This is a genomic window from Shewanella sp. NKUCC01_JLK, from assembly GCF_019345615.1.
Classification (GTDB): domain Bacteria; phylum Pseudomonadota; class Gammaproteobacteria; order Enterobacterales; family Shewanellaceae; genus Shewanella; species Shewanella oncorhynchi.
Map to the genome: position 1 here is coordinate 1 of NZ_JAHKRD010000015.1, position 12,379 is coordinate 12,379.

Sequence of the window (12,379 nt, forward strand, 5' to 3'; positions counted from 1 at the left end):
CCCTGCGACAGTGGTGCCTGAGGCGAATGCTGCACAAGGATACACTGGCCGTAAATGGGAGGTGAGTAGTTCAACACCTGTGAATCTGAGTCAGGGTGCGCAAACGGGCAGCAATTACACCCAAGGACCTAGACATAATCTTGGGACAATCCCAGATGCAGCGACTGGTCATCCTCGTGGTCCTGTTCCTGCAACGGGTAATGGTTCGCCATCGATGACAGATGATGGCACTCAAACCGATGTTCCGACAGCCGTCGCAGAAACACCGACGAATGCGGGTACACCAGCTCGTCCGCCTGTCGCGGCGAAGACCACAAACACGCCAGTAACGTCACAGACGGATGGCGTGCCTACGGAAGACACCCCTGCGACAGAAGTGCCTGAGGCGAATGCTGCGCAAGGATACACCGGCCGTAAATGGGAGGTGAGTAGTTCTACACCAGTAAATCTGAGTCAGGGTGCGCAAACGGGCAGCAATTATACCCAAGGACCTAGACATAATCTTGGGACAATCCCAGATGCAGCGACTGGTCATCCCGGTGGTCCCGCGGCTGGCAATGGCAGCGGAACAACCCCACCAGTGATGGGCAACGGTTCGCCATCGGTGGCGGATGTAACAGATGATGGGATTCAAACCGATGTTCCGACAGCCGTCGCAGAAACACCGACGAATGCGGGGACATCGGCTCGTCCGCCTGTTGCGACGAAGACCACAAACACGCCTTCAATGTCACAGACGGATGGCGTGCCTACGGAAGACACCCCTGCAACAGAAGTGCCTGAGGCGAATGCTGCACAAGGATACACCGGCCGTAAATGGGAGGTGAGTAGTCCCACCCCGGTGAGTCTGAGTCAGGGTGCACAAACTGGCAGTAATTACACCCAAGGACCTAGACGTAATTTGGGGACAACCCCAGATGCAGTGCCGAGTGCAGCGACAGCTCATCCTCGTGGTCCCGCGGCTGGTAATGGCAGCGGTACAACCTCAGCTGCAACGGGCAACGGTTCGCCATCGATGACGGATGTGACTGATGGTGAAGTTGGTGTTGTTGCAACGTTAGTTAATACATTAACCCCAGTGTCGACTGAGACAGCTGGTCCTGTTATTGCCGCTGAGAGTCAAAAAAGTACTGCTAAACCACAACTTGACCTAGGTAAGATCGAATCGCGCATAGTAGGCCGAGCGGGGGGACATATTCAACATAGGGTACCTAAGTTCTTAGATCGTCCAGAGGCTGGCACGTTAATGGGATCTTGGCGACCTATACCTGAGTCTTTACGAGGTAAAAAAGATTCTGCTGAATTTGAAGAGTGGCGAAAACAAGATTTAGGTCAGTATTTGAAAAGTTTGAATTCGAAGGTCCTGTTGACTCAAGGGGCTACCAGTATGCGGGGACAAAATCATTTTGCCGGTAAATTAAATAATTTAAGGGATCGGGCCGAGATTAAGTCGCAGTTAAATCCCGTTAATCGAATGAATAAATCTGATTACCAGCAAATTTCAGGGTTGGATCTAGTGTCGACCGGACGCTCATATTTACTTGGGACTGCCAGTGGAAAACTGATTGTTACCTCTCCGGTTGTTCGAAGTAATCTGGTTTTAGCGCCTTGAATCAATAGCTAACCTCCAGACTCTCCATCAATTGAAAAGATTAAATCATAAGAGTTCAGGTTTAATCTTTTTTTTTCTTTTGTAGTGAGATTTAAGGATTTAGTAAGCTTAAATTCTAAACCAGAATGAGGTATGTCTTGTATATAGAAATCAATTCATTGCATCGATTAGTTCCACAGATTGCATTTAAGAAGAAAGAGCGTCACTCAAACGTAATAAAGAAGTCTGATCTTCTTATTTATAACGAGGCTAAGTCGTTATTATCTGCTTTAGAAGAGAGAGTCGAGCAATACCAGCAAATGCTTGAAGAGCAAGTGGTGCAACTGATCGAGGAGAAAGAGCAGGCGCTCAATCTTCACGCTAATAATTTATATAATGAGATAGAAGAAGAATTTCAGGTTAATCAAGAGCGTTGGTTTGACGAAGCCAATCAACAGCTTGTCGATATTGTTGAAGAACAGTATCAAAGTCTTAGTTTGTTGAAAGATGAATTGAAAAACCGACTCGCTGAAACCGTAAAATTGCGTTTAACAGAACTGAGTCTTAATGAGTATTTAATCGGACATCTTGTGGACTTACTCCATGCTGAAATAGACGATCAGGCAAGACATTTGTCTGTAGAGCATACCTATGTCAATGGATTCGCCGTGCTGACGATAGAGAATGACGACAAGATTATTAGCATAGAAACTCAGTCGATTGTTGAAGCACTACGGACTAGCTTGGAGACGGTATGATTAAGCGTCTTCGTCGGTTTCCTATCAAGTTTAATCCCAGCAGTGTGATTATCGCATTTGCGTTGCCAACTATTATTTTGTTCACCCTTCCCGGAGTGGTGATCGATCTGTTTATTTTAATTAGTTTTATTAGTTCAGTGTTGCTGCTGGTTATCATGCTTGAGAATGATCAACCTCTAATGGTGACATTTTTACCAACGGTCGTATTGTTATTGACGACCTTTCGCTTGTTATTGTCTATCGCAACGACCCGAAACATTATTGCGAATGAAGATGTAGGTAATGTGATTGAAACTGTGGGGGAGTTTGTGATGGGAGGGAACCTTATTTCAGGGTTACTCATCTTTATCATTATCACCATAGTGCAATTTTTAGTTGTTACCAAAGGTGGCGAAAGGGTCGCGGAAGTGGGGGCCAGATTCTCTCTGGATGCCTTACCTGGTAGACAAATGACGATTGACGGCGATTTAAAAAGCGGTCTTATTACAGGTGAACAAGCACAAAAGTTACGCTCTGATTTAAGCACCGAAAATCGGCTATTTGGTTCGCTCGATGGGGCAATGAAATTCGTCAAAGGTGATGCTATTGCTGGTATTTTGATCAGCTTGGTTAACCTGTTTGGTGGCATTTATGTGGGGGTTAATCAGTTTGATCTCTCGCTATCTGAAAGTGTTAGCCGATTCTCTGTACTGACGATAGGTGATGGTCTTGTCTCGCAGATCCCCAGCTTATTGTTATCAATCGCTTGCGGTGTGTATCTCACGCGTATTAAAGGGGATGAAGAATCTAGTTCATTTATGGGGCAGATGGCAAAGCAGGTTAGCCGTTTTTGGAAAAGCCTGTTAGTTATTGGAGCCTTGATTTTACTACTCGGTCTACTCAGTCCAAGTCTGTTCTATGTGTGTATGACGTTATTTATCTTATGTACGCTGTCAGCGTTCTTACTGTGGCGAGTGCAAGGCAAGCCAAAAACTGTCGTAAATACAGGCATTGCCGGCAGTGGACTATATGAATCTCTTACATTTGTGCTAAGGGAACCTCAGCATTGCACCCTAGTAGAAACTAGTCTTGTACAGATTGAAAAAGCACTTTGGGGCCAAGCCCTCGGCGCCCCTATTATCACAGTAGATGAGCAACTTACTGTTGATATAGAAGTTCATATTTCGGGTATTCGTATTTATAGCTTCTCACATGATGAGTCTGCAGAGCTAATCGAAGTACTTGGGGACGAAATTTTTGTTAGCGATGCTGCCACCCAAAATATCGCTACGATTGTGCAATATTTTTTACGGAAATGCTTAGTTGAAAAGTATAATCTTCAATACACCAGCAATATTATTGAAGGACTTGCAAGCCAAAGTGAAGTGATTAAAAACGAAATCGACTCGGCACTTGGTTTGAACCGTGTCCATGATGTGATTAAAGAAATGATCCGTGCTCGCGAGTTTTATCTCGATAGGGTGACTTTCTTTGAGGCATTAATTTATTGGTCTCGTATCGATAATGAGTCTAAAAATTGGCTCAATCGGATTCGAAATCAAGCAAGATATGAAATCACCTCACGTTTAATGAATTCTGAGGGAAAAATCTATGTTGCGCTGTTGAGTTCTGAACTAACCGAGTGCATTGAAACCTTTGTCATGGGGGAGAGTGAGGATTTAGATAGCCTAATTGAGCTTCAGTCAGCATTACGCCAGGAAGTTCTGCGAATGACCTCACTATATGGAAGTAAGCCGACTTTAGTTGTGAACGATAATGAAATTAATTCGGTTAAATCTTTCTTCCAGCAGGTGGTATCAACTATTTCAGTATGTAGCCATGGTGATATAGCTGATCCAAGTTGTGTTGTGAGTTCCGAACCACTACAAGTTTTGATCTAAATTTATGTCAAACGAATCAACTGAACCCAAAAAATATCCGCCAACGGAGAAGAAGCTTCGGGAGTTAAGAAAAAAAGGTCAGTTTCCAAAAACTGAACTAGCAGAACCGACTATGGAGTTAGTGGTATTTGCAGTGATATTTATTGGTACAGTTTATTTTATTTTTGATTCGTCAAATGATTGGTTTGAGGTAATGTTATATGCAGATATACAGACAGGCTTAGACATTATTTACAGTGTGATTGCGTGGGGTATATTCATACTGCTAATGATTAAGCTCGTCATGGCAGCTATTAGTTGGGTAATGCTAAATAAGAATGTTATTAATACTGAGTCATTAGGTCTTAAAATGGAAAAGATTAGCCCAGTTACGGGGGCTAAAAATATATTTGGCATTGAGGCAATATCCCGTTCATTACGTAAGGTGCTAGAGTTAACGTTTTTGTTGTTTTTGCTTAAATATGTTTTTGATATTGGTGGCGCAGAATTGACTAGGTTGGCACAAATAAACAATGTGTCATACTTTATTTATAATCTAATGCTGTATGTGGGTTTGGTTTCCTTATTGTTTTTTGTTTATGGCGTAAGTTTAGGTTGTGTAGATTTTATGGCTGAGAGTTATCACTTTAATCATAAAAACCGTATGACGTTTACTGAAATGAAAAATGAAATGAAAGAAACTGAAGGCTCGCCAGAAATGAAGTCTGAACGCAAACGGCAAATGCGAGAAGTCATGGATGCGCCAATGACTAAAGGGCGTACACCAACTTTTGCTATTGCAAATCCTACGCATATCTTAGTGCCTATTTGCTATGACTGCATGATAGATAAAGTCCCTGTCGTGCTCAAGATTACAACTGAATCATTTGCATTGGATGAACGCCGTAGATTAGAGGCGCTTAATATTCCGATTTTGGAACATATAGGGCTTGCAAGGGCATTCTATAAAAGTATGCGTACTGGTGAAGACTATATTCCTAAAGAGTTTTACCGCCATATCGCTTTTATTCTCTTAGAATTAAATAAGCAGGAAAGTGCAAAAAATGTTTAGAAATTGGCTTTGGATAGGGGTGATAGTTGGACTCACTTCATGTGCCCAGAATGTGAAAGATGATTCAATAATATGGGATCATGAATGGAAACAAGATATTTATAATTTACTGTTTTCTGAGATTGATGATGTAGATCATCTACGTTATTGGGTAAAGAGAATACCTGAATATGTAGATGGTTCACCACATCAGACGACATGTATTGAAGTTTCTACGCCTTCTCATCCAAGTCGGCTATATCTCGCTAATTTACATACCTATGCGTTAAGCGAGGTAAGCAGTTGTCAAGGTGACTATTGGCTCTATTCAAATCTTATTAATGTAGTGAAGGGTAATAAAGTTTCTGGCAGTGACCGTTCAACTGCCGCTGATACGGGTCGATCTATAGCAGGTGATCGTTGGAGTTCGGACGATGGGAAATATTGGATAGTAGACGATCAATCATCATGCGCATTAGATAATAGATTCGATATTTGTCGTACTCAGTCTAAACACGTACGTTTAGTATTTAATGAGCTATTTATGGTGAATGAATCAGTTCTGACACCAGATGGTAGAAATATGTTGGTTCGCATGATTGAAGATCTGCGTGGAAAGCCAATAGAAAGCATATTGGTTTATGGCATTGCTGATTCATCAGGAGCTTATGAGAGTAATCGACATCTAGCTGATGCGCGCGCTAAAAGCGTGAAATACTTTTTACAAACTGAAGGTATGAGAGATACGCCCATTTTTTTACGCGGTAGTGTTGAAAATGGTTTACCTACTGCTGAACAGCGTATTACTCAGCGCCGCTTTATGATTGAGATGAAGTTTAATTACGATGAAAAATAAAAAATTTACCTTATTTATAATGGAATTTACCCACTTAGTGCAAGCTTCAAGCCTATCGCTAGATGAACACCAAGCATTATTATGTCATTTTGGTGATGTAAGCTGCCGCATTGAAGATGGTGCTCGCGTTGGCCTTGCCAACACTATCTTGATTATGGTTGAACTCGATATTGAGCATTTCCCTGCAGATACTGCGTTAAAGATAAATGCTAATTTTTCATTAACATCGGGTGGATATATTGCTAAGTTTAAGTCGAATGATTATTTCTATGTGCGTAATATGCCTTTACCGGACCATCCTCAAGGTTTATTAAAAGCGTTGAGTGATACTGTGAGTATTGCAAATATATTGAGAAAAGAGTTGAACTTGCATGTGGTTAGTTGAATTCGTTGATGGCCACCTGCATGGCGTAATATTACCAGTCGAACCAAAACTAGTTATTACAGGGTCAAATAAAGATATAGATGCAGAAACGCTTTATGTTCCAGAAATTTTGCCTGTAAGTACTCGTTGGGACTTTTGCAATGATAAAAATATCATCTGTATTAGAGGAACAAGAAAAAACGACCGATTAAAAAAACTGAAGTCAGGCCGTATCTATCGCTTAAGAGGCATAGCCTTTTTTGTTTATCAAGAAGGTAAACGTAAACCACAATGGTTAAGCTATCTAGCTCGAAAATATCAAGCACTCATTATGTTAACTTTGTTGCTTAATGCTGGATTGGGTCTAGGTATGTGGATGGTATATCAAGCTAACCAGTACACGCAAATTGCAGAACACTTAACTCAACTCAATGGTAGTTACGTCAAGAATGGCAAGCTTAAGGTGCCCAATAGCGCCTCCTTTTTGTTGTTGCCTGAGGCTTTGCAAGCAAATGCTGAGATTGTTGAAGCAAATAATTTGCAAATTCTCTCACAACCTGTTGTGGAATTAGTCTCAAGCGATTCGAAGCAGCCTGTTAGTTATAAGGTAATAAATAAAGTCGATCGTGATCAAATCCAGGTTGAGACCTTTGAAACTGATAATCGAGTTATGGCTGTGTTAGGTGAATATGGTTTGTCGTTTAATAAGATAAATGATACTTGGTTTGTCAATGATAACGCCAAAGCTGCAATTGTGCTAAGAGCTAATGGGCTACAGGATATTATCCCATCTGTTTCAGTTCGGAATGATAGCACTCAAGTTATTGATAATGCCAACTTTCCATATTCAATCTTTTACTCATCGACATCAAGAGGGTATATATATGACGACAAGTATCGATATTGGGTTGGTAGTAATGTACCACTTCTAGGTGTGATTCAGTCTATTTCACGTAATAAGGTCATTTTTAAAGACCGCAATCAAACACGCGTATATTTTATTCAATCATAATAGGAAAACTGAAATGCTAGATATTCAAGCTAGATCTATGACCAGTGCTATTCCCACTCCTGAGTCCGAGGCTATGGCGCTCGAATTGGCCTTGAACCAGCTTCCCATAGCGACTAAAGCGGTTAAAGCATCATCTTCAAATTATTTATTTTCAGCGGGCAATCGAGACCCGTTGAGTCTGATTGATACAATTCTTTCAAAATATATTTCAGAACAGACAAAAAGTGCTGAAGCTAAAGCTGACAATATTTCATTAAAGTCAGAGGCCATTGCCGAAATTAACCGCCTATGGGGGTTAATTATGAGTGATAGATTACCGAACACTAAACCTGGTGATGATAAAAGCACTAGGTTAAATAATGGCAGTGCCGACGTTGAAGGATCTGCAGCGAATTTGTTGAGTAAAATAGATAACATCATTAAAACTAAACTTGGTAATTCTAAGGGCGTTGGAGAGATCGCGGGTACTGATTGGAGCACTAAGAACGTAACTTATGATCAACTCCAATCTATGAATGCAACTATGACAGCATATTGTGACACCATCCAAGTCGATTTAGATACTGAGCAACAAAAGTTTAAAAATACGATGACAGAAATTACCTCTGCTCAAGAAGAGATCCGTGATGTCCGTCGCTCAATTATTTCTATTTCTCAGGGAGGCTAAATGATGCGCATCGCGATAGATGTTGTTATTGCAAATTGCACTATGACATTGGATGAACTTAATCATTTACAAACAAGTCAAATTAAGCCAGTAAACGACTTTGTTCAATCTGAAGTATTATTAAAAAGTGGTAATGAACTGATAGCAACAGGCTCATTAATAAAAGTAGATGACCAGTTTTATGTTTCTATTGAACAAGTTAATAACATCGTGAATTAATTTGTATTTTCAAGTTAAAACCTGTAATAGTTAAATTAATATAACGATTTATCTATTGGTTAAATCTATATGTTTGTGGCGCATGTATATCAGAGGATATCTTGTGCCTTTATATTTTATTGTCATCCTAAAACCACCGCCTCTGGCGGTGGTGATTGTTCCTTGAGGCTATAGCCTGAATTACGCCCATGCTAAAAGAGACTTCTTATTCACCACAAGTAAGAGGAAACGAAAAGCATGGGCGATTATAGAAGTTCATCACATGTTTATTGGCGTTGCAAATATCATATTGTTTGGACTCCGAAGTACCGTTTTAAAATTTTAAAATGAAACCTTGGTGAGGAGTTATACAGGTCAATTTATATCCTTTGCAATATGAAGAGTTGTGAGGTTTTAGAATTAAACGTTCAGATAGACCACGTTCACTTGGTAGTCATAATCCCGCCGAAGCTGTCAGTATAAACGTTGATGGGAGTATTAAAAGGAAGAAGTGCGATAAGGCTATTCAATAAATTCCCTCATGTACGTAAAAAGCTATGGGGCAATAGCTTTTGGGCCAGAGGTTATTTTGTAGATACAGTAGGTGTTAATGAAGAAATTATTAGACGATATGTACGCCACCAAGATAAACAAGATCAGGAACATGAGGCTAAATTGTCGTTGCAGATGATGTAGGTTCTTGGAATAGCCCCTTCCAGGGGCAAGTCAAAGCCGCCTTCTAAGAAGGCGGATTCTTTACTTATTAGTAAGATTTTTTCTGCTAACTATATTGATTGGCATTAAGAGTTTCTATATTATGCAAGCAAGTGTTGATTAATAGTTAACTTATTTAGATATAAAGCACTATGAAAAAATCTAATCAGATTTGAGTAGATGCGAGGTTAATTAGATAGACGTGTTTATTGCAAATAATTAGGCTGATAGATTTTTTAGTAAGGTACTACCTCCTATTCTAAAGTGTAAATACTCTATTCTAATTATGTATTTTACTTGCAGATGTCTGTGGAGAACTTATTTCTGTAGAGTTAATGCGTAGCTATTCACTCTTCATCACTATATCTGAGCTAGATTTATTGACTTGTATAATATCATTAGCCAATGCCTTGGCTATATAATGCAAGTGTATTTTGATTTTTATGGAATATATTTACAGCTCATTTTTACATGCTTATAATATATAATGAGATATTCAAACCAAAAACAGCTGTTATAGTTATTAAAATATTTTATTTATGGTAACAATAGCTACAACGGTAAACATCGATGCAAGTAGTGAAGAAATTAAGCATACTAAGAAAAAATATACATGCTTAATAGACAAATTTTCTCGCATCATTTCCGTTTTCTCTATGAAAGATGAAATCATGCCGTGATTGTTTAAAGCTTTATTTCCTTGTTCGATACTTTTGATGTCAATTATATCTTTTTTATCGGGAATTTGAATGTCCGTGGTACTTTCATCTAAAATAAGTACATAACCTTCTTTTGAAATTGTTTTGATTTCGCAAGCTAAGTTGTCGAATTGGGTAAGGGTTTTTCGCAAATTTGAAATAGCTTTTGTCAAGGATGTTTCGCTTACAAATACTTTCCCCCAAACTTTTTCTTGAATATATTCCTTATCCACAACACTATTAAAATTATCACATAGTAACTTTAAGATTACTGCCTCGCGACCACCTATCTTCACTGTATTTTCTTGTGTACTAATCTGTCTTTTAAGTACATCAAATATTAACTGATTTCCCAACACATAGTTTCTTGTCATTTTTTGCCCTCTTAAGTTCACTCGTTTGATATAAGTCTAGTGTTAAGTATGATAAATGGACCCTATTCGTTTTATGAATAAGGTATTTAATGATTTTTTCTTGGTTATTAGACTAGTTTGTTTGACAGCTTTTTGCTGTGTCATTTGCTTGCCGTGCTCATTACTGTCAAAAGCAGTCTTTAGTCTATTTATGCGGTGCAGCAATTTATTCATCGCTAGTGACTCATGTTGCTATATTGTGTTTTATAAATTAAAAATTAGTCATTTTATTAAGTTTAGGAGATAACTTTGTATTGCCCTCAGCACTTGATTTCTGTGTTATTCCTTGTTCGGTCATTTCAAATATTGTTGTTGATCAAGTTTAATTTACTTCAATAGTTAAACTATGCATCAATCGAAAAACACCGCCTTGTAAGTAAGTTAGTAATTTATATTTTTTTGTAATTGTTGTTTTTTGATATTTTCGTGATTTTCTGGAAAAAATTTTCACATTTCCCAGTTGTGTCATGATAGTTTTTGGTAAAACTGCAAGTATATCGAATTGATATTTATGATTTTAATATGTACTAAACAACAAAACTATGCGTCAAGTGCTCAATAACGGAGAGGCATACTAGCGAGACTTGCTTAAAAAAAAAACTATATTTTTTTCATGGCTATGAATTTTTTGTTCTTTTGCCCTTTAACTTGCGAAGTTGATTTTCATAACTCACTGTTTTTTTTGATGGTTTTCTGGTAATTATATTGTTGTATTATTTGTCAAAAATGACCTTGAGGTTGTTAAAAAAGTCATTGCAGTGATTGATCTATGCCAACACACCTTCCTACAGTCAAGAGGTTTTTATCTGATAATATTTTCTGCTATAAGTCGAATGAGGTTGCAGTACACATTAGGTCTCATGGGCTAAAACTAGGAATGTCTGCGATACTAAGTCGTTGTATGCTGAAGCCAAATTTTAATAAGTCACGACGTAGTAGCAAATACCCTTATCTTAAACAAGAATTATTACTATTATTAATTGAGTGTTGTTTTGCCAATGGAGGTATTGCTTTTAAGTTCCAGTTATTACTCAGAGTGATCCTATCTACAGCTATCCTGCGTATGGAAATGTAGTAAAAAAGAAAGTCCATTATATTGAAGGAGATAGAATGAAAGCGTTGCCGAAACTAAATCAACTTAGAAATCTTAGGGCTATTATTCAACATGGAAATATTAGTGCTGCTGCACAAATGCTTCATCAGACACAGTCGACATTGACGAGAAGTATCCAGGAGCTTGAAAAGACGCTGGGTGTTACCTTGTTAGACAGAGGGATGAATAGCACTGTATTAACTAAAGCCGGCATGATGTTTGAGCCTAGAATGAATTTAATCCTGAATGAGTTAGAGAGAGCAGTTGATGAATTACGACAAATTGAGAAATTATCAGATGGAAAAATAGCTTTTGGTTGCTCTCATTTCCCAGCTACTAGTATTGTTCCTGATGTTATTAAAAAGTTCCAAGAACGCCATAATTCCACTCGGATTACTATTATTGAAGGGCAGCTTTCTGAATTACTAAGCTCTTTACGTATGGGGAAGCTAGATTTTTTTATTGGCGTTGTATCTTCCGATTTAATGCTTAATGAGTTTGTTGAAGAGAGGTTGACATCGTGTAGTTTTTCGGTCGTAGCTCGCAAAGGACATCCTCTTGCTAATAGTACTTCACTAGCTGAACTACAGGCTGCAAAATGGTATATTCCAGCTGCAAGTCATGGATATTATAGCGATTTAGAAATAGTTATTTTTCCTAATGGAGTCAAATCTTGTGGTTCGGTAATTTTTGGTGATTCAAGTGCTATCGCTCGGAAACTTGTATTAAATGAGGACTATTTGTTTGTTGGTCCTAGACCTATGTTTTTAGCTCCACATCACAAAGACTTGATATCTATTATTCCAATTAAGGATAAGCTTCCTGAGGGCCATTATAGCTTGATTTTTCCTCGTAACAAAAAATTAACTCCAGCTGCATTGAATCTCGTTAATGAAATTCGCTTTGCATATTTTTATTTCATAAAATCGCATAGCTAATTTATTAGGGTAAATCTAGATTAAGATATTTTATAGCCCTGTGGTGACGGCTCTGCAAGAACTCACCTATTACTGTGAACACTTAAAAAAACGACGGCGGCATTTTACGACAAGCTGTCAGCACTTTTAAAAAACTGACACCAAAACTATTTTAAACCGCCAACCTT

At 38.6% G+C, this 12,379-nt stretch carries 10 protein-coding genes and 3 pseudogenes; 12 read left to right on the forward strand and 1 reads right to left on the reverse strand.

What is annotated here, in order from left to right; translation table 11 throughout:
* From KO537_RS16120 to tnpA, 10 genes and pseudogenes are all read left to right on the forward strand, one after another.
* Window positions 1-1,612: pseudogene (locus KO537_RS16120) on the forward strand (hypothetical protein); the annotation flags it as partial.
* Between the two features lie 137 nt (window positions 1,613-1,749).
* Window positions 1,750-2,349 carry a hypothetical protein gene (locus KO537_RS16125; RefSeq protein WP_219234899.1) on the forward strand — a complete coding sequence of 200 codons (600 nt, stop codon included), beginning with the start codon at window positions 1,750-1,752 and terminating at the stop codon, window positions 2,347-2,349.
* A complete protein-coding gene (locus KO537_RS16130) occupies window positions 2,346-4,229 on the forward strand; it encodes an FHIPEP family type III secretion protein (protein WP_173248262.1) in 1,884 nt (627 codons plus the stop codon). The genes KO537_RS16125 and KO537_RS16130 overlap by 4 nt, the downstream gene beginning before the upstream one ends.
* Window positions 4,230-4,233: 4 nt before the next feature.
* On the forward strand, window positions 4,234-5,280 hold the full coding sequence (locus tag KO537_RS16135) for an EscU/YscU/HrcU family type III secretion system export apparatus switch protein (RefSeq protein WP_168827156.1): 1,047 nt from the start codon (window positions 4,234-4,236) through the stop codon (window positions 5,278-5,280).
* Window positions 5,273-6,115, forward strand: a complete 843-nt coding sequence (locus KO537_RS16140; RefSeq protein ID WP_219235006.1) for an OmpA family protein — start codon at window positions 5,273-5,275, stop codon at window positions 6,113-6,115. Before KO537_RS16135 ends, KO537_RS16140 begins: the two co-directional genes overlap by 8 nt.
* The gene (locus KO537_RS16145; protein ID WP_251071130.1) at window positions 6,105-6,500 is read left to right on the forward strand and encodes a hypothetical protein; all 396 of its coding nucleotides are present in this window, start codon (window positions 6,105-6,107) and stop codon (window positions 6,498-6,500) included. The genes KO537_RS16140 and KO537_RS16145 overlap by 11 nt, the downstream gene beginning before the upstream one ends.
* The gene (locus KO537_RS16150; RefSeq protein ID WP_219234901.1) at window positions 6,487-7,491 is read left to right on the forward strand and encodes a hypothetical protein; all 1,005 of its coding nucleotides are present in this window, start codon (window positions 6,487-6,489) and stop codon (window positions 7,489-7,491) included. The genes KO537_RS16145 and KO537_RS16150 overlap by 14 nt, the downstream gene beginning before the upstream one ends.
* A gap of 13 nt (window positions 7,492-7,504) precedes the next feature.
* A complete protein-coding gene (locus KO537_RS16155; protein ID WP_219234903.1) occupies window positions 7,505-8,158 on the forward strand; it encodes a hypothetical protein in 654 nt (217 codons plus the stop codon).
* The gene (locus KO537_RS16160) at window positions 8,159-8,377 is read left to right on the forward strand and encodes a FliM/FliN family flagellar motor switch protein (RefSeq protein WP_242068362.1); all 219 of its coding nucleotides are present in this window, start codon (window positions 8,159-8,161) and stop codon (window positions 8,375-8,377) included.
* Window positions 8,378-8,614: 237 nt separating this feature from the next.
* Window positions 8,615-9,052 (forward strand): annotated as a pseudogene (gene tnpA / locus KO537_RS16165) (IS200/IS605 family transposase).
* Between the two features lie 541 nt (window positions 9,053-9,593).
* Here tnpA and KO537_RS16170 read toward each other — a convergent pair.
* Window positions 9,594-10,142 (reverse strand): winged helix-turn-helix domain-containing protein, encoded by a 549-nt coding sequence (locus tag KO537_RS16170; RefSeq protein WP_173248254.1) that lies wholly within the window; start codon window positions 10,140-10,142, stop codon window positions 9,594-9,596.
* A 1,149-nt stretch (window positions 10,143-11,291) separates the two neighbouring features.
* On the opposite strand from KO537_RS16170, the gene KO537_RS16175 reads away from it, so the two are divergent.
* Both KO537_RS16175 and KO537_RS23185 read left to right on the forward strand, forming a co-directional pair.
* On the forward strand, window positions 11,292-12,212 hold the full coding sequence (locus tag KO537_RS16175) for a LysR substrate-binding domain-containing protein (RefSeq protein ID WP_219234905.1): 921 nt from the start codon (window positions 11,292-11,294) through the stop codon (window positions 12,210-12,212).
* Window positions 12,213-12,234: 22 nt separating this feature from the next.
* Window positions 12,235-12,342 (forward strand): annotated as a pseudogene (locus KO537_RS23185) (transposase); the annotation flags it as partial.
* Between the last annotated feature and the right edge of the window lie 37 nt (window positions 12,343-12,379).

Excerpts from the sequence above, each read along its gene's own strand:
- KO537_RS16135 (WP_168827156.1), top strand. The coding sequence starts at position 4,234 with ATGTCAAACGAATCAACTGAACCCAAAAAATATCCGCCAACGGAGAAG.
- KO537_RS16150 (WP_219234901.1), top strand. The coding sequence starts at position 6,487 with ATGTGGTTAGTTGAATTCGTTGATGGCCACCTGCATGGCGTAATATTA.
- KO537_RS16175 (WP_219234905.1), top strand. The coding sequence starts at position 11,292 with ATGAAAGCGTTGCCGAAACTAAATCAACTTAGAAATCTTAGGGCTATT.
- KO537_RS16145 (WP_251071130.1), top strand. The coding sequence starts at position 6,105 with ATGAAAAATAAAAAATTTACCTTATTTATAATGGAATTTACCCACTTA.
- KO537_RS16140 (WP_219235006.1), top strand. The coding sequence starts at position 5,273 with ATGTTTAGAAATTGGCTTTGGATAGGGGTGATAGTTGGACTCACTTCA.
- KO537_RS16155 (WP_219234903.1), top strand. The coding sequence starts at position 7,505 with ATGCTAGATATTCAAGCTAGATCTATGACCAGTGCTATTCCCACTCCT.
- KO537_RS16160 (WP_242068362.1), top strand. The coding sequence starts at position 8,159 with ATGATGCGCATCGCGATAGATGTTGTTATTGCAAATTGCACTATGACA.
- KO537_RS16130 (WP_173248262.1), top strand. The coding sequence starts at position 2,346 with ATGATTAAGCGTCTTCGTCGGTTTCCTATCAAGTTTAATCCCAGCAGT.
- KO537_RS16170 (WP_173248254.1), bottom strand. The coding sequence starts at position 10,142 with ATGACAAGAAACTATGTGTTGGGAAATCAGTTAATATTTGATGTACTT.